The following is a 22,736-nucleotide window of genomic DNA, read 5'->3' as shown; positions in this document are numbered from 1 at the left end:
GCGGGTTTCCCGTTGGCAGGAGTCTGTCGGCCCGGCCGGAGGCGGCCGGGTGCCCCGAGCACGCCGCCGACGGTGCTTGGCAGCATGATGCAGGGTCCGTTGTCGGGTTTCCGGGGCGGTGCGAGAGTAGCCGGAAATACGGAGCGGGGGGAGCGCGAAAGGCCTCCGGATATCCCTCTCCGGGTTTTCTCCGCCGTCGTGGCGGAATCCGTGGCGGTCGATCTGCTCAAGGTGGATGAAGAATGATGCTCGGTGGGCACGGGATACCTCTGACCGCAGCGCAGTCGGGAATCTGGTTCGCCCAGCAGCTCGACGCGGATAACCCGGTCTACAACGCCGGTGAATACCTCGAAATCCACGGACCGGTCGACCGGGACCTCTTCGAAGCCGCACTGCGCCGGGTCGTGGCCGAGATGGAGAACCTGCGCGCCACGTTCACCGAGACGCCCGCGGGCCCCCGCCAGACCGTCCACGACGCCCCCGAGTGGGAGCTGGGCCTCGTCGACGTCAGCACCGAGGCCGACCCCCGGGCCGCCGCCGAGGCCTGGATGCGCGCGGACATGGCCCGCCCCCAGGACACCTCCCGGGGACCGCTGTTCCTCTTCGTCCTGTTCAAGGCGGCCGAGGACCGCTGGTTCTGGCTGCACCGCTACCACCACCTCCTCGTCGACGGCTTCACCGTCGCCCTGGTCGCCCGGCGCACCGCCGAGGTCTACACCGCCCTCGTCGCGGGCGAGGAATCGCCCACCCCCTTCGGGCCGCTGGCCGACCTCGTCGCACTCGACGCCGAGTACCGCTCCTCCGAGAAGTTCACCCGGGACCGCGACTACTGGCTCCAGCAGCTGGCCGACCGGCCCGAACCGGTGAGCCTGTCCGCCAAGGAGCCGACCCCGGCCCGCGGCCTGCTGCGCCGCACCGCCCACCTGGACGCCGGCGCCACCGAGAAGCTCCGGGAGGTCTCCCGGGAGGCCGCCGTCCCGTGGCCCTGCCTGGTCACCGCCGTGGTCGCGGTCTACCTGCACCGGCTGACGGGCGCGGACGAGGTGGTCCTGGGCCTGCCCGTCACCACCCGGCTCGGCGGCGCCGCGCGCTCCCTGCCCGGCATGGTCTCCAACGTGCTCCCGCTGCGCGTCGCCGTCTCCGCGGACCTGACGCTCGACGCGCTCCTCACCCGGGTCGCCGCCGAGATGCGCGGAGCCATGAAGCACCAGCGGTACCGCTACGAGGACCTGCGCCGCGACCTCCAGCTCCTCGGCGAGGACCGCCGGCTGACCGGGCCCCAGGTCAACATCATGATGTTTGACTACGACCTGACCTTCGGCGAGCACCCGGCGACCGTCCACAACCTCTGCATCGGCCCCGCCGACGACCTCTCCGTGATCGTCTACGACCGCACGGACGGCAAGGGCCTCCAGATCGACTTCGACGCCAACCCCGACCTCTACACCGGCGACGAACTCGACGCCCACCTCGCGCGTTTCCGCGACTTCCTCTCCGACCTCGCCGACGCCCCGGCGGACCGCCCGCTCGGCCGCATCGACGTGCTCGCCGAGGCCGAGCGCGCCCTCGTCGTACCGGCCGCCCCGGCACCCGCCGCGCACGCCCCGTCGGCGGACACCCTGGTGTCGGTGTTCGAGGAGCGGGTGGGGCAGGCTCCGGACGCGGTGGCGTTGTCGTTCGGTGACGTGTCGTTGTCGTACGGGGAGCTGAACGCGCGGGCGAACCGGCTGGCGCGGTTGCTGGTGGCGCGGGGTGCGGGTCCCGAGGGTTTCGTGGGGCTGGCGCTGCCGCGCGGGGTGGACCTGATCGTGGGTCTGCTGGCGGTGGTGAAGTCGGGGGCGGCGTATGTGCCGATGGACCCGGACTATCCGGCGGACCGGATCGCGTACATGGTCGCGGACGCCTCGCCGGCGCTGGTGGTGACGGTCGGCTCGGTCGACGTGCCGACCGGGGACGTGCCGCTGCTGCTCCTCGACGACCCCTCCGTGGCCGCGGAGCTCGCCGCCGCGGACGACACCGATGCCGCCGTCGACGTCTCGCCCTCGCACCCGGCCTACGTCATCTACACCTCGGGTTCGACGGGCCGCCCCAAGGGCGTGGTCGTACCGCACGGGAACGTGGTGCGGCTGTTCACCGAGACGGAGCCGTGGTTCGGTTTCGGTGCGCAGGACGTCTGGACGCTGTTCCACTCGTACGCGTTCGACTTCTCGGTGTGGGAGATCTGGGGTCCGCTGCTGTACGGCGGGCGTCTGGTGGTCGTGCCGTTCGAGGTGTCGCGTTCGCCGGAGGAGTTCGTGCGGCTGCTGGCCGCGGAGCGGGTGACGGTGCTGAACCAGACGCCGTCGGCGTTCCACCAGCTGATGCAGGCCGAGAAGGACGCCGAGGGTCTGGGCGAACTGGCCCTGCGGTACGTCGTGTTCGGTGGCGAGGCGCTCGACCTGTGGCGCCTGGGCGAGTGGTACGCCCGGCACGCGGACGACGCTCCCGTCCTGGTCAACATGTACGGCATCACCGAGACCACCGTCCACGTCACCCACCTCGCCCTCGACCGGGCCGGCGCCGCCTCCTCCGAGGGAAGCCTGATCGGCGCCCCCATCCCCGACCTGCGCCTCTACGTCCTGGACTCGGCCCTGCGCCCCACCGCCCCCGGTGTCCCCGGCGAGATGTACGTGGCGGGCGCGGGCCTGGCCCGCGGCTACCTGGGCCGCCCGGACCTGACCGCCGGCCGGTTCGTCGCCGACCCGTACGGCGCCCCCGGCACCCGGATGTACCGCACCGGCGACGTGGCCCGCCGGAACCGGGACGGCGAGCTGGAGTACATCGGCCGCGCCGACCAGCAGGTCAAGATCCGCGGCTTCCGCATCGAACTCGGCGAGATCGAGGCGGCCCTCCAGTCCCACCCCGACGTGGCCCAGGCAGCCGTGGTGGTCCGCGAGGACCGCCCCGGCGACAAGAAGCTCGTGGGCTACCTCGTACCGGCCGCCGACCGACCAGCCCCCGGCGCCCCCGCGCTGCGCGAACACCTCGGCGAGACCCTCCCCGACTACATGGTGCCCGCCGCGTTCGTCGCGCTGGAGGCGCTGCCGCTGACCGCCAACGGCAAGCTCGACCGCAAGGCGCTGCCCGCCCCCGAGCTCACCGTCACGGCGGACCCGGGTGCCGCGCCCCGCACCCCCGCCGAGGAGCAGCTGTGCGCGCTCTTCGCCGACGTGCTCGGCCTGCCCCGCGTGGGCGTCGACGACAACCTGTTCGACCTGGGCGGCGACAGCATCGTCTCCATCCAGCTCGTCTCCCGCGCCCGCGCCGCCGGGATGCGGATCACCACCCGCGACGTCTTCAAGCACCGCACTCCCGCCGCCCTCGCCCGCGTCGCCGAGGACGCCGCCCCCGAACCGGCCGCCGCGCACGGCGAGGACGAGCCGGCCGGAGAGCTCGCCCTCACCCCGATCGCCGGGTGGCTCGCCGAACTGGGCGGCTCGCCCGACCGGTACCACCAGTCCACCCTCCTCCAGGTGCCGGCCGGCCTCACCGAAGACCACCTGGTCACCGCAGTACGCACCCTCATGGAGCGCCACGCCGCCCTGCGCATGCGGCTGTCGGCCACCGAGGCGTCGGACTTCGCGTTGGCGACCGCCCCGGCCGCCGCCGCCGGAGACCTCGCCCGGGACGCCGTACGCCGCGTCGACGTGACGGCCGCCGACGAGGCCGCCCTGGCCGACACCGTCTCCCGGCACACCGGGGAGGCCGTGGCCCGCCTCGCCCCCCGCGCGGGCCGGATGCTGTGCGCCGTCTGGTTCGACGCCGGCCCGGACCGCCCCGGACGGCTGCTGCTCGTCGCCCACCACCTGGTCGTCGACGGAGTCTCCTGGAGCATCCTGCTGCCCGACCTCGCCGAGGCCCACCGTGCCGCCGCCGAGGGACGCACCCCCGCCCCCGCGGTCCCCGGCACCTCGCTGCGCACCTGGGCCCGCGAGCTCACCCGGCTCGCCGAATCCCCCGATCGGACGGCGGAACTCCCCTACTGGCAGCAGGTGCTGGCCGCCGTCGAGCCGCGCCTGGGCGACCGGCCGCTGGACCCCGCGGCCGACACCGCCGCCACCCAACGCTCCCTCACCCTGACCCTGCCCGCCGGGGTCACCGAGGCCCTGCTGACCACGGTGCCCGCCGTCTTCCACGCCCGGGTCAACGAGATCCTGCTCGCCGCACTGGTCGGCGCCGTACGCCGCTGGCGTACCGCCCGCGGCGCCGACGCGGCCGATGTGCTCGTCGACATCGAGGGTCACGGGCGCGAGGACGTGCTGCCCGGCACGGACGTGTCGCGCACGGTCGGCTGGTTCACCAGCCTCTACCCGGTGAGGTTCACCGCGGCCGCCGGGGACAGCCCGGCCGCCGTCCTCGCCCGCGTCAAGGAAGAGCTGCGCGCCGTCCCCGACAACGGCATCGGCTACGGCCTGCTGCGCCACACCAACCCGCGGATCCGACCGGAACTCGCCGCGCTCGCCACCCCCCAGATCGGCTTCAACTACCTCGGCCGACTGGGCCGTTCGACCGGCGGGGACTGGACCACCGCCCCCGGCGCGGCCCCGCTGTCCGGCGGCTACGACCCCACCATGCCGCTCACGCACGCCGTCGAACTCAACACGTACACCGAGGACGGCCCCGAAGGACCGCGGCTGACCGCCGTCTGGAACCGGGCCGGCGGCCTCCTCACCGAGACCGAGACCCGCCACCTCGCCGACCTCTGGTTCCAGGAGCTGCGCCGGCTGGCGCAGAGCGCCGCCGAGCCCGACGCCGGCGGATTCACCCCCTCCGACCTGCCCCTGGTCGCGCTCGACCAGCACGCCATCGACCGGCTCACCGCCCTGCACCCCGGCGCGGCCGACATCCTGCCCGTCGCCCCCCTCCAGCAGGGCCTGCTCTTCCACGCCCTCTTCGACGACGCCGGTCCGGACGTCTACACCGTCCAGTTCCTCTTCGACCTCCAGGGCCCCCTGGACACCGCCGCCCTGCGCGCGGCGGCCCGCACCCTGCTGGAGCGCCACCCCAACCTCCGGGCCGGCTTCCACCACCAGGACCTCCCGCACCCGGTGCAGGTGATCCCCCGTGCGGCCGAGCCCGGCTGGGACGAGCGGGACCTCTCCGCGCTGGACGAGGACGCGCGGCGCGAGGAGCTGCTGCGTATCCAGGAGGCCGAGCGCGCCACCCGCTTCGACCTGTCCGCGCCGCCGCTGCTGCGCTTCACCCTCGTCGCCCTCGGCGAGGACCGGCACCGGCTGGTCTTCACCCACCACCACCTGCTGCTCGACGGCTGGTCCATGCCGCTGTACGTGGCCGAGCTGCTGGCCCTGTACACCGGCCGCGACCTGCCCGCCCCCACCCCCTACCGCGACTACCTCGCCTGGCTGACCGAGCAGGACGCCCCGGCCGCCGAGGCCGCCTGGCGCCAGGCCTTCGAGGGCGTCGAGGAGCCCACGCTGCTCGCCGGCGCCGGCCTCGACACCACCGCCCCCGCCGCCCCCGACCAGCTGCTGTTCGACCTGCCCGCCGACCTCACCGCCGCGGTGTCGGCGACCGCGCGCCGCCACGGCCTGACCCTCGCCACCGTGGTGCAGGGCGCCTGGGCGCTCCTGCTGGGCGGGCTCACCGGACGCGACGACGTCGTCTTCGGCGGCACCGTCTCCGGCCGCCCGCCGGAGGTCCCCGGCATCGAGTCGATGGTCGGCCTGTTCATCAACACCCTGCCGGTCCGGGTGAGGCTGAACCCGGCGGAGAGCGCCGCCGAGCTGCTCGCCCGCGTCCAGGACGAGCAGTCCCAGCTGCTGCCGCACCAGCACCTCGGCCTCGCCGACGTCCAGCGCATCGCGGGGATCGGCGAGCTGTTCGACACCATCACGGTGCTGGAGAACTACCCCCTCGACCCCGAACGGCTCTCCGAGCCGGGCCTGGCCGTCACCGGCATCGACGGCCGCGACGCCACCCACTACCCGCTCAGCCTCGCCGTGATGCCCGGCGAGCGGCTCCACCTGCGCCTCAACTACCGCCCCGACGCCTTCGACGCGGAGGCCGTGCAGCGGATCGTCCGCCGCTTCGAGACCGTACTGCGGTTCGTCGCGGAGCAGGCGCACGAGCCCGTCGGCCGCCTGACGCTGCTGCTCGACGAGGAGCGCGAGCTGCTGGAGGCCGCCAACGACACGGGCGCCGCACCGGCGCCGGCCGACTTCCCCGCCCTGTTCGCCCAGCGGGTCGCCGCCGCCCCGGAGGCCCCCGCCCTGCTGTTCGGCGCGACGGAGCTGACCTACCGGCAGCTGGACGACCGGGCCGCCGAGCTGGCGGGCCGGCTGGCCGCCGCCGGGGCCGCCCCCGAGGAGATCGTGGCCGTCGTGCTGCCGCGCTCCGTCGACCTGGTCGTCACCGTCCTCGCGGTCCTGCGGACCGGCGCCGCCTACCTGCCGGTCGACCCGGCCTACCCGGCCGAGCGCATCGCCTACATGCTCGACGACGCGCGGCCCGCGCTCGCCGTCACCACGGCCGCCCTCGCCCCCACCCTGCCCGGACAGGTGCGCACGTACCTCCTGGACGGAGAGCACCCCGCGGCGGACCCCCTGACGCAGAGCGCCGTACCCCGCCCGGACTCGCCCGCGTACGTGATCTACACGTCGGGTTCGACCGGGCGTCCCAAGGGCGTCGTCGTCACGCACGCCGGTGTGGCCGCCCTGGTGGCCTCGCAGGTGGAGCGGTTCGAAGTGGGTCCGGGAAGCCGCGTCCTGCAGTTCGCCTCGCCGAGCTTCGACGCGGCCTTCTGGGAGCTGGTCATGGGCCTGCTCACCGGCGCCACCCTGGTCGCCGGCAGCCCGCAGGAGCTGACGCCCGGCCCGGCGCTCGCCGCCTTCACCGCACGCCACGGCATCACCCACGCCACCCTCCCGCCCGTCGTCCTCGGCGCCGCGGCCCCCGGCGACCTGGCCTCCCTGACCACCCTGGTGGTCGCGGGCGAGGCGACCTCCGGCGAGGTGGTCGAGCGCTGGTCGGCCGGACGCCGCATGGTGAACGCGTACGGGCCCACCGAGTCCACGGTCTGCGCCACCATGTCCGGCGCGCTCTCCGGCGGCGGTGTGCCGCCGATCGGCGGCCCGGTCGTCGGAACGCGGGTGTACGTCCTGGACGGCGCCCTGCGCCCGGTCCCGCCGGGCTCGGAGGGCGAGCTGTACATCGCGGGCGCCGGTCTGGCCCGCGGCTACCTGGGCCGTCCCGGGCTGACCTCCGACCGGTTCGTCGCCAACCCGTTCGGTGCGCCCGGCAGCCGCATGTACCGCTCCGGCGACGTGGTGCGCCGTACCGCCGACGGCGAGCTGGAGTTCGTGGGCCGGGCCGACGACCAGGTCAAGGTCCGCGGCTTCCGCATCGAACCCGGCGAGATCGAGAACGTCCTCGCCCGCCACCCGCAGGTCGCCCAGGCGGCCGTCGTCGTCCGCGACGACCCGGGCGGCCGGCGGCTCGCCGCGTACGCGGTCCCCGCCGGCTCGGCCGCCCCCGACCCGGCCGAGCTGCGGGCCCACCTCGCCGGATCCCTGCCCGACCACATGGTCCCCGCCTTCGTGATCGTCCTCGACGCGCTGCCGCTCACCCCGAACGGCAAGCTCGACCGCAAGGCCCTGCCCGCCCCCGACCTGGCACCGGCCGGCACCGGGCGCGCTCCGTCCACGCCGCAGGAGGAGATCCTCTGCGCCCTGTTCGCCGAGGTCCTGCGGCTGCCCGCGGTCGGCGTCGAGAGCAGCTTCTTCGACCTGGGCGGCGACAGCATCGTCTCCATCCAGCTGGTCGCAAGGGCCCGCGCCCGCGGCCTGGTGATCACCCCGCGGGACGTCTTCAAGGCCCGTACGGTCTCGGCGCTCGCCGCCGTGGCCCTGACCTCCGACACCTCCGACGAGGAGAACGACGACCAGATGACCGACGACGGTCTGGGCGCGGTTCCGCTCACCCCGATCATGCACTGGCTGCGCGAACGCCAGGGCCCGGTCGACGGGTTCAGCCAGTCGGTGCTCCTCCAGGTGCCCGCCGGGGCCGTGGAGGGCCACCTCGCCGCCGCGCTCCAGGCGGTCCTCGACCGGCACGACGTGCTTCGCCTCAAGCTCACCCGGCGCGGCCCGATCTGGGGCCTGGAGGCCCGCGAACGCGGCTCCGTGACGGCGGCTTCCGTACTGGACCGCGTCGCCGTCACCGCCGAGGACGCCGGCCGGCTCGCCGAACTCGTCGCCGAGCGCGCCGAGTCCGAGCGGCAGGCGCTCGCACCCGAGGCGGGCACCGTGGTCCGCGCCGTCTGGTTCGACCTCGGCCCCACCGCCCCCGGACGGCTGCTGCTGACCGTCCACCACCTCGCCGTCGACGGCGTCTCCTGGCGCATCCTCCTGCCGGACCTGCAGAGCGCCTGGCAGGCCGCCGCCTCCGGCACCCAGCCGCGCCTGCCCGCCGTCGGCACCTCCTACAAGCGCTGGGCCGAACACCTCACCGCCCGCGCACAGGACCCGGGCCTGCTCGACGAACTGGAGCTGTGGACCGGCATGCTCGCCGAGCCCTCCGCCCCGATCGCGCGGCGGCCCCTCGACCCGCGCCGGGACACGGTCGCGACCGCCCGCAGCCTCTCGCTCACCCTGCCCGCCGCACAGACCGGCCCGCTGCTCACCACCGTCCCCGCCGCCCTGCGGGCCGGCGTCACCGACGTCCTGCTCGCCGGACTCACCGTCGCCGTCACCGAATGGCACCGCCGGCACGGCCGGGACGCCTCCACCGGGCTCCTGATCGACCTGGAGGGCCACGGCCGCGCCGAGACCGACGGCACCGACCTGTCGCGCACCGTCGGCTGGTTCACCTCGCTGCACCCGCTCCGCCTCCCCTCCGGCACCTGGCAGGATCCGGCCGCCGCCGTCCGCGACGTCAAGGAACGGCTCCGGGCCGTCCCTGACAGCGGCCTCGGCCACGGCCTGCTGCGCCACCTCAACCCCCAGACCGCCCTCGCCCTTGCCGGCTTCGCCGCACCCGAGATCGGCTTCAACTACCTGGGCCGCTTCGGCCGCCCGGACGGCACCGACTGGGCCCCGGCGGCCGAGACCGGCGTCATAGGCGGCGGCGCCGACGCCGCCATGGCGATGCCGCACCCCGTCGAGCTCAACGCGCTCGCCGAGGACGGCCCCGAGGGCCCCGCCCTCGTCGCGACCTGGACCTGGGCCGGTGAACTCCTCGACGAGGACGACGTACGCGAACTCGCCGGACTCTGGTTCGAGGCGCTGACCCGCCTCGGCGGGAACGAGACGCGCACCTCCGGCGGACTCACCCCGACCGACCTGCCGCTCGTCCGGCTCTCCCAGCAGCAGGTCACCCGCCTGGAGGCCGAAGTCCCCGGCCTGGCCGACGTGCTGCCGCTCGCCCCCCTCCAGGAGGGCCTGCTCTTCCACTCGCTGCTGGACACCGGCGCCCCGGACGTCTACACCGTCCAGCTCTTCGCCGACCTCCAGGGACCCCTCGACACCTCCGCCCTGCGCGCCGCGGCCGCCGGCCTGCTGCGCCGCCACCCCAACCTGCGCGCCGCCTTCCGGTACGAAGGCCTGGAGCACCCCGTGCAGGTGGTGCCGGCCGAGGTCGAACTCCCCTGGAAGGAGACCGACCTCTCCCACGTCGACGAGAACGGCCGCGCCGCCGCCCTGGAGGACCTCCTCGCGGCCGACCGCGCCGACCGCTTCGACATCACCGCCCCGCCGCTCGTCCGCTTCCACCTCGTCAAGCTCGCCGACGACCGGCACCGGCTGCTCTTCAGCAACCACCACGTCCTGCTCGACGGCTGGTCGATGCCCGTGCTGGTGCAGGAGCTGTTCGCGCTGTACGGCACCGGCGGCGACGACCGCTCCCTGCCGCCCGTACCCCCCTTCGAGGCCTATCTGGGCTGGCTGGACGGGCTCGACCGGGACGCCGCCGCCGACGCCTGGAAGCGGGCGCTCGCAGGGCTCGACGAGCCGACCCTGGTCGCCCCCGGCGCCGTACCGGACACCTCGGTGCAGCCGGAACGGGTGACGGTCACCCTCTCCCCGGAGCGCACCACCGCGCTCACCGCCTTCGCCCGCGCCCGCGGCCTGACCCTCAACACCCTGCTCCAGGGCGCCTGGGCGGTCCTCCTCGCCCGGCTCACCGGCCGCGACGACGTCGTCTTCGGCGCCACCGTCTCCGGACGGCCCGCCGAGATCAGCGGCGTGGAGACCATGGTCGGCCTCTTCATCAACACGCTGCCCGTCCGCGTCGCCCTGCGGCCGCAGGAGAGCGTCGCCGACCTGCTGGCGCGCATCCAGGACGAGCAGAGCGACCTGATGGACCACCAGCACCTGGGGCTCCCCGCCATCCAGGAACTGGCCGGCGTCGGCGAACTGTTCGACACCCTGGCCGTCCTGGAGAACTACCCGCTCGACCCGGAGATGCTGCGGGCGCCCGGCGACCTGACCGTCACCCACATCGACGGCCGCGACGCCACCCACTACCCGCTGACCCTCGTGGTGCTGCCCGGCGAGCGGATCGAGATCCGCCTCAACCACCGGCCCGACGTGATCGCGCCCGCGCTCGCGCAGGCCCTCGCCGCACGCCTGGAGCGGCTGTTCACCCTCCTCACCGAGGAGCCCGAGCGACCAGTGGGCCGCCTCGACGTCCTCACCGCCGCCGAGCGCGCCCAGGTCCTCGCCGACTGGAACGACACCGCACGCGAGGTCCCCGCCGCCACCTTCCCGGCACTCGTCGAGGCCCAGACCCGGCGCACCCCCGACCGCACGGCCGTCGCCCACGAGGGCGGCAGCCTCACCTACGCCGAACTCGCCGACCGGTCCAACCGGCTGGCCCACTGGCTGATCTCCCGGGGCGTGGGCCCCGAGCGGATCGTCGCCCTGCTGCTGACCCGCTCCGTGGACATCGTGGTCGCCCAGCTCGCCGTACTGAAGGCCGGCGCCGCCTACCTCCCCGTAGACCCGGACTACCCGGACGAGCGCATCGCGCACATGCTCACCGACGCGGGCCCCGCGCTGGTCCTCACCGTCACCGGGCTGGCCCCGCAGGCGCCCGTCGCCGACCCCGTACTCCTCGACCGGCTGGACCTGTCGGGCTCCCCGGCGACCGACCCCACCGACGCCGACCGGCACGCCGCCCTCGCCCTGAAGCACCCGGCGTACGTCATCTACACCTCGGGCTCCACCGGACTGCCCAAGGGCGTCACCGTGACCCACGCCGGCATCGCGACCTTCTCGGCCACCCAGATCGAACGGTTCGCCGTCGACGCCGACAGCCGGGTGCTGCAGTTCGCCTCGCCCAGCTTCGACGCCTCGGTCCTGGAACTCACCATGAGCCTGCCGGCCGGCGCCACGCTGGTCGTACCGCCGCCCGGCCCGCTCGCCGACCAGGAACTGGCCCGCGTCCTCGCGGAGTGCCGGATCACCCACGCGCTGATCCCGCCCGCCGCACTGGCCACCGTGCCCCCGTCCGCCCTGCCCGACTTCCGCTGCCTGCTCGTCGGCGGAGACGCCACCAACAGCGCGCTGGTGGACCGCTGGGCGCCCGGCCGCACGATGATCAACCTCTACGGGCCGACCGAGTCGACCGTGGCGGCCACCCTCAGCGCACCCCTCGCCGCGGGCACCGGCACGCCGCCGATCGGCAAGCCCATCGAGAACACCCGCGTGTACGTCCTCGACGGCAGCCTGCGCCCCGTCGGCCCCGGCACCGTGGGAGAGCTCTACCTCGCCGGACACGGCCTGGCCCGCGGCTACCTCGGCCGGCCCGGACTGACCGCCGAACGGTTCGTGGCGAACCCGTACGGAGAGCCGGGCGAGCGGATGTACCGCACCGGCGACCTGGTCCGCTGGACCGCGGACGGCAGCCTCGACTACCTCGGACGCTCCGACGGCCAGATCAAGCTGCGCGGCTTCCGCATCGAGCTCGGCGAGATCGAGTCCGTGCTCGCCGGCCACCCCCGGATCGACCAGGCCGCCGTCGTGCTCCGCGAGGACCGCCCCGGCGACAAGCGCCTCGTGGCCTACGCCGTCGCGGCCTCCGGCCGCCCCGTCGAACGAGCCGAGCTGAAGGCCCACACCGCCGACTCGCTGCCGGACTACATGGTGCCCTCGGCGTTCGTGCTCCTGGACGAGCTGCCGCTGTCGCCCAACGGCAAGCTCGACCGCAAGGCCCTGCCGGCGCCCGACTACGCCGACGCGGTCTCCGGCCGCGGACCCCGCACGCCGCAGGAGGAGATCCTGTGCGCGCTGTTCGCCGACGTCCTCGGCGTGCCCGCGGTCGGCATCGACGACGGCTTCTTCGACCTCGGCGGCCACTCCCTGTCCGCGACCCGGCTCGCCGGCCGCATCCGCAACGCCCTCGGCGTCGAACTCCCCGTCCGCACGGTCTTCGAGCGGCCCACCGTGGCCGGACTCGCCGCCCTCCTCGCCACCGCCGACGGCGCCCGCGCCCGGCTCGCCCGGCGCACCCGCCCCGCGCAGACCCCCCTCTCCCACGCCCAGCAGCGGCTGTGGTTCCTCGGGCGCCTCGACGGTCCCGGGGCCACGTACAACCTGCCGCTTGCGCTGCGCTTGACCGGTGAGCTGGACGCGGACGCGCTGCGCGCCGCGCTCGGCGACGTCGTCGCCCGTCACGAGAGCCTGCGCACCGTCTTCCCCGACACCGACGGCCGGGCCCGGCAGCAGATCAAGGCCCCCGCCGAGGCGGAGGTACCGTTCGAGGTGCGCCGCGTCGCGGCCGACGACCTGCGGGCGGAGCTGGCCGGCCACGTCACGCGCGGCTTCGACCTCGCCGTACAGCTGCCGCTGCGGGCGACGCTGTTCGCGCTGGGCGCGCGGGAGCACGTCCTGCTGCTGGTGGTGCACCACATCGCGGCCGACGGCGCCTCGCTGGCCCCGCTGGCCCGGGACCTGTCACAGGCCTACGCGGCGCGGCGGACCGGAGGGGCACCCGGCTGGGAGCCGCTGCCGGTGCAGTACGCGGACTACGCGCTGTGGCAGCGCGAACTCCTCGGCGAGGACGCCGACCCGCAGAGCCTGAGCGCACGCCAGATCGCCTACTGGGACAAGGCCCTGGCCGGGATCCCGGAGGAGCTGCGGCTGCCGGCCGACCGGCCCCGCCCGGCGCGTGCCGGCCACCGGGGCGACGTCGTCCCCTTCGAGATCGGCGCCGAGGCCCACACCCGGCTCACCGAGCTGGCCCGGGAGCACGGCAGCACGCTCTTCATGACCCTCCAGGCCGCCCTCGCCTCCTTCCTGACGGCGCTGGGTGCGGGGACGGACGTGCCGGTGGGTACGCCGGTCGCCGGTCGTACGGACGAGGCGCTGGAGGACCTGGTGGGGTTCTTCGTGAACACGCTGGTGCTGCGGACGGACGTGTCGGGTGATCCGACGTTCCGTGAGCTGGTGGCGCGGGTGCGGGAGACGGACCTGGCGGCGTACGCGCATCAGGACGTGCCGTTCGAGCGGCTGGTCGACCTGATCAGCCCGGAGCGTTCGCTGGCCCGCCACCCCCTCTTCCAGGTCATGCTCACCCTGGAGAACGACCCCGGCCTGGAGTTCGAGACGGCCGGGCTGAGCGGCGAGCTGATGCCCCTCGGAACGGGCGCGGCCAAGTTCGACCTGGCGGTCAGCTTCGGCGAGCGCTGGGACGAGGAGGGCCGGCCGGCCGGGCTCGGCGGCTTCATCGACTACAGCACCGACCTCTTCGACCGCGCGACCGCCGAAGACCTGGTCGAACGGCTCGGCCGCTGGATCGAGGCACTGTCCGCGGGCCCCGACACCCGGGTCTCCGGGCTGGACCTGATGTCCCCGGACGAGCGCCTGCGGGTGCTGGGGGAGTGGAACGCGACCGCCCGCGAGGTGCCGTCGGGTCCGCTGGGCGCGCTGTTCTCGGCGCGGGCGGCGAAGACCCCGGACGCGCTCGCGGTGGTCTCGGAGGAGGTGGAGCTGTCCTTCGGTGAGCTGGAGGCGCGGGCGAACCGTCTGGCGCACCGGCTGGTCGCCGAGGGTGTGGGTCCGGAGAAGGTGGTGGCGCTGGTGCTGCCGCGTTCGGTGGACCTGGTGGTGGCGCAGCTGGCCGTGGTCAAGGCGGGCGGCGCGTTCCTCCCGGTGGACCCGGCGTATCCGGCCGACCGGATCGCGTACATGCTCACCGACGCCGCGCCGGCCCTGGTGATCCGTGAGGACGACGACCTCGACGCCTCCGGCCGCCCCTCGACGCCCCCCGCGGTCGAGGTGTCGGCGGACCATCCGGCGTACGTGATCTACACCTCGGGCTCCACGGGCCGTCCCAAGGGCGTCGTCGTCTCCCACGCGGGCCTCGGCAATCTGGCCGCGGCGCAGATCGAGCGGTTCGCCGTCGAGGCGGACTCCCGCGTCCTGCAGTTCGCCTCGCCGAGCTTCGACGCGTCGGTGTCCGAGCTGCTGATGGCGTGGCTGGCGGGTGCGGCGGTGGTGATCGCGAGTGCTGACCGGCTGCGTCCGGGCCCCGAGCTGGCGGGCGTGATCGAGCGCCTGGGTGTCACGCACGCGACGATTCCGCCGGTGGCGCTGGCCGCGATGGAGGACGTCGAACTGCCCGGTGTCGAGTCCCTCGTCGTGGCGGGTGAGGCCGTCTCCGGCGCCGTGGTGGACCGCTGGTCGGCAGGCCGGCGGATGGTCAACGCGTACGGTCCGACGGAGACCACGGTCTGCGCGACGATGTCGCGGCCGCTGGCCCCGGGTGGCGGTGTGCCCTGCATCGGCGGTCCGATCGCCAACACGCGGGTGTTCGTCCTGGACGAGTGGCTGCGGCCGGTGGTCCCGGGTGTGGTCGGTGAGCTGTATGTGGCGGGTGCGGGTCTGGCCCGTGGTTATCTGGGCCGGCCGGGGCTGACCTCGGAGCGGTTCGTGGCGAACCCGTACGGCGCTCCGGGTGAGCGCATGTACCGCACGGGCGACCTGGCGCGCTGGAACCGGGGCGGTGAGCTGGAGTACGCGGGCCGGGTCGACGACCAGGTCAAGCTGCGCGGCTTCCGCATCGAGCTCGGTGAGGTGGAGGCGGCGCTGACCGCGCACGAGCTGGTCTCGCAGGCCGCCGTCGTGGTCCGCGAGGACACCCCCGGCGCCAAGCGCCTCGTCGGCTACGCCGTCACCACCGGCGAGGTCTCCGGCGACGCGCTGCGCTCCGCCGTCGGCGGGCTCCTGCCCGACCACATGGTCCCCGCGGCCGTGGTGGTCCTGGACCGGCTGCCGCTGACGGTTCACGGAAAGCTCGACCGGCGCGCCCTGCCCGCCCCCGACTACGGCACGGCCGCGTCCTCGGGCCGTGCTCCGCGCACCCCGCAGGAGCAGATCCTGTGCGACCTGTTCACCCAGGTCCTCGGTGTCACCGTGCCCGGCGTCGAGAGCAGCTTCTTCGACCTCGGCGGCGACAGCATCGTCTCCATCCAGCTCGTCGCCAGGGCCCGCAAGGCCGGCCTGGTCCTCACCGCCCGCGACGTGTTCGAGCAGAAGACGGTCGGCGCCCTCGCCGCGGTCGCCGCGACCGCGAGCGGCACCGAGGCCGAGGATCCGGACGCCGGTACCGGCGAGGTGGTCCCGACACCGATCGTCCGCTGGCTGGCCGCGCTCGGCGGGCCCGTGGACCGCTTCAACCAGTCGGTACTGCTGGAGACCCCGGCCGGGCTCACCGAGCCCACCGTCACCGGGGCCCTCCAGGCGCTGCTCGACCGGCACGACGCACTGCGGCTGCGCCTCGGCGGCACCGGGGACGACTGGCGCCCGGAGGTCCGCCCCCGCGGCTCCGTGAGCGCCGCGGGACTCGTCCTGCGGGTGGACACCGCCGGGCTCACCGGGGACGCCCTGCGCTCGGCCGTCGCCGAGCGGGTGGAAGCGGCGCAGGCCGCGCTCGCCCCCCGCGACGGCGACGTGCTGCGGGCCGTGTGGTTCGACGCGGGCGCCGGGAACGCGGGACGGCTGCTGCTGGTGGCCCACCACCTGGTGGTCGACGGAGTCTCCTGGCGCATCCTGATCGACGACCTGGCCACCGCGGCCCGGGCCCTCGCCGAGGGCCGCCCGGCCGTACTCGACCCGGTCCACACCTCCCTGCGGACCTGGGCGGAGCGGCTCACCGCGACCGCCGCCGGCCGCGCGGACGAACTGCCTTTCTGGCAGGACGTCCTGGACGGCGCGGGCACCCCGTTCGGCGACCGGCCGGCGGACCCCGCCACCGACACGATGGGCAACGCCCGCACCCTCACGCTGGTGCTGCCCGCCGGTGACACCGCCGCCCTGCTCGACACCGTCCCCGCCGTCTTCCACGCCGGACCCGACGAGGTGCTCCTCGCCGGGTTCGCCCGGGCCGCCGCGGGCTGGCGCGAAGGCGCCGCGACCACCGGCTCCGCCCTGGTGATCGACGTCGAGGGCCACGGCCGCGAGGACGTGCTCCCCGGCGCCGACGTCTCCCGTACGGTCGGCTGGTTCACCAGCCTGTACCCGGTGCGCCTGACCACCGGCAGCGCCGGTGAACAGCCGGGCGCCGCGCTCAAGCGGGTCAAGGAGGAGCTGCGGGCCGTCCCCGGCCACGGCATCGGCTACGGCCTGCTGCGGTACGCCGACCCGCGCACCGGCGACGCCCTGGCCGCCCTCGGCACCCCGCGGATCGGGTTCAACTACCTGGGCCGCATGGGCGCCGCGCAGGGCGGGGCGTGGACGCCGGCCCCCGAGTCCGACCTGCTGGTCGGCACGGGGACCGCCGACGCCGCCATGCCGCTCCCGCACCCGCTGGAGATCAGCGCGGTGGTGCGCGAGGAGGCGGCCGGCCCCGAGCTGACGGTCACCTTGATGTGGCCCGAGGGCCTCCTCACGGAGGACTCCGTACGCGACCTCGCCGACCGGTGGTTCACGGAGCTGCGCGGGCTGACCGCGGACGCGGCCCGGCCCGGAGCCGGCGGTTTCACCCCCTCCGACCTGCCGCTGGTCGGCCTCACCCAGGAGCAGATCGACCGGATCGAGGCGGCCCACCCGGCGGTCCGCGACATCCTCCCGGTCGCCCCGCTCCAGGAGGGACTGCTCTTCCACGCGCTGTTCGACGAGGGCGCGCCCGACGTCTACAGCGTCCAGTTCAGCTTCGACCTCGACGGGGCGCTGGACGCGGGGGCCATGCGGGCCGCCGCCCGCACCCTGCTGGACCGGCACGACAACCTGCGGGCAGCCTTCCACCACGAAGGCCTGGAACGGCCCGTCCAGGTGGTGCCCGCCGAGGTCGAACTGCCCTGGACCGAAGCCGACCTGAGCGGTCTCGACGGGGCGCGGCAGCAGGCCGAGGCCGAGCGGATCCTCACCGAGGACCGCTCCCGCCGCTACGACCTGACGGCCCCGCCGCTGATCCGGTTCACCCTGGTCCGGCTGGCCGCGGACCGGCACCGCCTGGTGCTGAGCAACCACCACATCCTGCTGGACGGCTGGTCGATGCCGCTGCTCGTGGGCGAGCTGTTCGCGCTCTACGGCACCGGCGGCGACGGCCGGGACCTGCCCCGCGTCACCCCGTACCGGACCTACCTCGCCTGGCTCGACGGCCAGGACCGGGAGGAGTCGGAGAACGCGTGGCGCCAGGCCCTCGCGGGCGTCGAGGAGGCCACCCTGCTCGCCCCCGAGCGGGAGGCCGGCGACGACGCGCACGGCGCGCTGCCCGACAGCCACTCCTTCACGCTGGGCGAAGAGCTCACCGCCCGGCTCCAGGACCGGGCCCGCACGGCCGGCCTGACCCTCAACACCGTGGTGCAGAGCGTCTGGGGCCTGCTGCTGGCCCGGCTCACCGGACGGGACGACGTGGTGTTCGGCGCCACCGTCTCCGGCCGTCCGCCGGAGGTCCCCGGCATCGAGTCGATGGTCGGCCTGTTCATCAACACCGTCCCGATCCGGGTCGACCTCGACCCGCACGAGAGCGTCGCCGCCCTCATCGAGCGGGTCCAGCGCCGGCAGACCGACCTGATGGCCCACCAGCACGTCGGGCTGGCCCGCATCCAGGCCCTGGCCGGTGTCGGCGAGCTGTTCGACACCCTCACCGTCTACGAGTCGTACCCCGTCGACCCGGGCGCCCTCGACCTGCCCGGCGGCCTGGCCGTCTCCGGCGTCGGCGGCACCGACGCCACGCACTACCCGCTCACCCTGGCGGCGCTGCCCGGGCCGACCAGCCTCGGGCTGCGGCTGGAGTACGCGGCCGACCGGTTCTCCGCGGCGCAGATCGCGGTGCTCGCCGACCGGCTCACCGCGCTCTTCGAGACCGTGGCCGACCGGCCCGGCACCCGCATCGGACAGCTGGACGTCCTCACCGCGGACGAGCGGACCGCCGAGGCCGCCCGGCAGCCGGTGACGCAGGACGTGCCGCCCACCCTGGTCCACGAACTGCTGGAGCAGTGGGCGGCCGGCACCCCGGACGCCACCGCGGTGGTCTTCCGAGGCGTCCGCACCACCTACGCCGAACTCGACGAGCGCGCCAACCGGCTCGCCCACCTGCTCGCCGCCCGCGGCATCGGCCCCGAACGGATCGTGGCCATCGCGCTGCCGAGGTCCACGGACGTCCTGGTCGCCATGTTCGCGGCGCTGAAGGCGGGAGCGGCGTTCCTCTCGGTCGACCCCGACTACCCGGCGGACCGCATCGAGTACATGCTGGGCGACGCGGACCCGGCCCTGCTGATCACCGACCGCGACGTACAGCGCCGCTGGTCGCGGTGGTCGAGGGGCGAGGCCGTCGACACCGGCTCCCTGGAACTGCTGGTCCTCGACGACCCGCGGGCCGCGGCCGAGCTGGCCGGACTGCCCGCGACCGCCCCGACCCAGGGCGAGCGCACCGCACCGCTGACGCCCGCCGCACCCGCGTACGTGATCTACACGTCCGGCTCCACCGGCCGGCCCAAGGGCGTCGTCGTCCAGCACCGCAACCTGGTCAACCTGTTCCACGGCCACAAGGAGACGCTGTTCGACCCGCACACCGCGACGGCCGCCACGGCCCGCTTCCGGGTGGCGCTGACCGCCGTGTTCTCCTTCGACACCTCGTGGGACGGCGTGCTGTGGATGCTGGACGGCCACGAACTGCACCTCGTGGACGACGACACCCGCAGGGACCCCGAGGCGCTCGCGGCCTACATCGACCGTGAGGCCATCCAGTTCCTCGACCTGACCCCGTCGTTCGCCCAGCAGCTGCTGACCGCCGGGATGCTCGCCCCCGGACGGCACCACCCCGCGGTGCTGATGCTCGGCGGCGAGGCCCTCGGCCAGACGCTGTGGAGCGAACTGCGCTCCGCCCCCGGCACCGTCAGCTACAACTTCTACGGGCCCACCGAGGCCACCATCGACACCCTGTACGCGCCGCTCGCCGACAGCGAGCGCCCGCTGGTCGGCCGCCCCGTGCGCAACACCCGGACCTACGTCCTGGACGCGCACCTGCGGCCCGTGCCCGACGGGGTCACCGGCGAGCTGTACCTCGCCGGCGACCAGCTCGCCCGCGGCTACCTGCGCCGCCCGGGCCTGACGGCGGAGCGGTTCCCCGCCGACCCGTACGGCGAGCCCGGCACCCGGATGTACCGCACCGGGGACCTGGTCCGCCGCACCGGGCAGGGACAGATCGAGTACATGGGCCGGGTCGACGACCAGGTCAAGGTGCGCGGCTTCCGCATCGAACTCGGCGAGATCGAGTCGGCGCTGACCGCCCACCCGGACGTCGCGGCCGCGGCGGTCGTCGTCCGCGAGGACACGCCCGGCGTCAAGCGGCTCGTCGGCTACGCCGTCCCGGACGGCACGGCCGCACCCGACCCGGTGGAGCTGCGCGCCTTCGCCGGCCGCACCCTGCCCGAGTACATGGTCCCCGCCGCCGTCGTCGTCCTGCCCCAACTGCCGCTCACCGCCAACGGGAAGCTGGACCGCAGGGCCCTGCCCGCCCCCGACTTCACCGCCCTGGCGAGCGGCGGCGAGAGCGACGACCCCGTCGAGCGGACCCTGTGCGAGCTGTTCGCCGAGGTCCTCGGACTGCCCCGGGTCGGCGTCGAGAGCAGTTTCTTCGACCTGGGCGGCGACAGCATCGTCTCCATCCAGCTCGTCGCCAAGGCCCGCGCCGCCGGACTGGTCTTCACCCCCAAGGACGTCTTCCGCCTCAAGACGGTCGGCGCCCTCGCGGCGGTCGCCCGCACCGCGCAGGCCCCCGAACCGGAGGACCCGGACGCCGGGATCGGCGAGCTGCCGCTCACCCCGATCATCGGCTGGCTCGCCGGACACGGCGGCCCCGTCGACGGCTTCGTCCAGTCGATGCTGGTGCAGGTCCCCGCGGAACTCGGCGAGGAACCGCTGACCGGCGCGGTCCAGGTCCTCCTGGACCACCACGACGCACTGCGCATGCGGCTGGACCGCGGCGCCGGCGACGGCAGGTGGCGGCTGGAGATCCCGCAGCGCGGCTCCGTGCCGGCCGCGGAGGTGGTCCGGCGGACCGACGTCGCGGGCCTCACCGCCGAGAAGTTCGAGACCACGCTCGCCACCGAGGCAGAGGCCGCCTGGCGGCGCATCGACCCGGAGGCCGGGCGGATGCTCCAGGCCGTCTGGTTCGACGCCGGCCCCGACCGTCCCGGACGCCTGCTGCTCACCCTCCACCACCTGGTGGTCGACGGGGTGTCCTGGCGGATCCTGCTGCCCGACCTCGCCGAGGCCTGGCAGGCCCTCGCCGAAGGCGCGGAGCCCGCCCCGGCACCGGTCGGCACCTCGCTGCGGCGCTGGGCCGAGCAGCTCGTCGAGGAGGCGCGGAGCCCCCGGCGCGAGGCCGAGTTCGAGCGCTGGGACGAGACGGCCGCCGCGGAGGAACCCGTCCTCGGCAAGCGGCTGCTCGACCCGGTGAAGGACACCGCCGCACGGGCCAGGTCGCTGACCCGGACCCTGCCCGCGGACCGCACCGAGCCGCTGCTGACCAGCGTCCCGGCCGCGTTCCACGGCGGTGTCAACGACGTCCTGCTGACCGCCCTCGCGGTGGCCGTCTCGCACTGGCGGCGCAGGCGGGGCCTCGGGGACGAGGGACCCGTCCTCGTCGACCTCGAAGGCCACGGCCGCGAGGACGTCGTCGAAGGGGCCGACCTCTCCCGCACGGTCGGCTGGTTCACCACCGTCCATCCCGTACGGCTCGATCCCGGACAGCTCGACTGGGACGAGATCTGGTCGGGCGGCCCGGCCCTCGGCCGGGTCCTGAAGCGGATCAAGGAGCAGCTGCGCGCCGCGCCCGACAACGGCATCGGCCACGGCCTGCTGCGCCACCTCAACCCGCGCACCGAGCCGCTGCTCGCCGGCCGGGCCGAGCCGCAGATCGGCTTCAACTACCTGGGCCGCATGGCGACCACCGCCACCGGCGGGGACTGGACCGGCGCCCCGGAGGCCGCGGCGCTCACCGGGGCCGCCGCCGGCGACCCGGACGTACGCCTCGCGCACGCGCTGGAGATCAACGCGGTGGCGAACGACCTGCCGGGCGGTCCCGAGCTGAGCGTCACCTGGACCTGGCCCGACGGCCTGCTCGCGGAGCGGGACGTCGACGACCTGGCCGAGACCTGGTTCAGGGCCCTGGAGGCCCTGGCCGCACACGCTGTCGAACCCGAGGCCGGCGGCCACACGCCGTCGGACATGTCCCTGGTGTCGCTGTCCCAGGCGCAACTCGATCTTCTGGAAAGCAAGTGGAGGGTGTCGTAATGATCGGTACGGGGCTGGAGGACGTCCTCCCACTGTCGCCGTTGCAGGAAGGTCTGCTGTTCCACGCGCTCCTCGACGAGCAGGAACTCGACCTGTACGCCGGCCAGCTGGCCTTCGACTTCGAAGGCACGCTGGACGTCGAGGCGCTGCGCATCGCCGCCGGGGCACTGCTGCGCCGCCACGCCAATCTGCGGGCCGGCTTCGTCCACGAGGGCTTCGACAAGCCGGTGCAGATCATCCCCCGGGCGGTCGAGCTGCCCTGGGAGGAGATCGACCTCTCCGACGGCGAGGACGAGGAGGCGCGCCAGGCCGCCCTGGCGGCCGTGATGGACGCCGACCGCGTCAAGGGCTTCGACCTGACCGCGCCGCCGCTGGTCCGCTTCACCCTCGTCCGCCTCGGCGGGCAGCGCTTCCGCTTCATCCTGACCAACCACCACATCCTCCTGGACGGCTGGTCGATGGCCGTCCTGCTGCGCGAGCTGTTCACCCTCTACGTCCAGCGCGGCGACGACACGGGCCTGCCCCGCGTCACCCCCTACCGCGACTACCTCGGCTGGATCGCCGCCCAGAGCCGTGACGACGCCCTCAAGGCCTGGGCCTGCGCCCTCGAGGGCGTCGAGGAGGCGGCCCTCCTGGTCCCCGACCGCCGCGGCGCGGCCGTCGAAGCGCCGCACTACCTCGGCCACGAGCTGTCCGAGGAGCTCACCTCGGCCGTCGCCGACCTGGCGCGCCGCCACGAACTGACCGTGAACACCGTGGTCCAGGGCGCCTGGGGCATCCTGCTGGGCCGGCTCACCGGCCGCGACGACGTCGTCTTCGGCGGAACCGTCTCCGGCCGCCCGCCGGAGATCCCGGGCATGGAGAACCTCGTCGGCCTCTTCATCAACACCCTGCCCGTCCGCGTGAAGCTCGACCCCGCCCGCTCCCTCCTCGACCTGCTGCGCAACCTCCAGGACCAGCAGGCCGACCTCATGAACGCCCAGCACATCGGGCTCACCG

At 74.5% G+C, this 22,736-nt stretch carries 2 protein-coding genes (1 of these 2 cut by a window edge); both read left to right on the top strand.

Going from position 1 to position 22,736, the window contains the following annotated elements:
* The first annotated feature begins 242 nt into the window (after positions 1-242).
* Positions 243-21,737, top strand: coding sequence for a non-ribosomal peptide synthase/polyketide synthase (locus ACZ6Y1_RS31545; RefSeq protein WP_469637740.1), 21,495 nt, complete (start codon positions 243-245; stop codon positions 21,735-21,737).
* Positions 21,737-22,736, top strand: partial view of an amino acid adenylation domain-containing protein gene (locus tag ACZ6Y1_RS31540; RefSeq protein WP_469637737.1) — the start only. Its footprint extends 13,133 nt past the window's final position; 1,000 of the gene's 14,133 nt are visible here — the first part of the coding sequence; the start codon lies at positions 21,737-21,739; the stop codon falls past the right edge of the window. Before ACZ6Y1_RS31545 ends, ACZ6Y1_RS31540 begins: the two co-directional genes overlap by 1 nt.

It is taken from the genome of Streptomyces sp. NPDC053432, assembly GCF_055585365.1.
The sequence above is the reverse complement of the archived record's forward strand: the minus strand, read 5'-3'. Positions and strand labels throughout refer to the sequence as shown.

Coding starts and splice junctions, on each gene's coding strand:
- ACZ6Y1_RS31545 (WP_469637740.1), top strand. CDS start 243: ATGATGCTCGGTGGGCACGGGATACCTCTGACCGCAGCGCAGTCGGGA.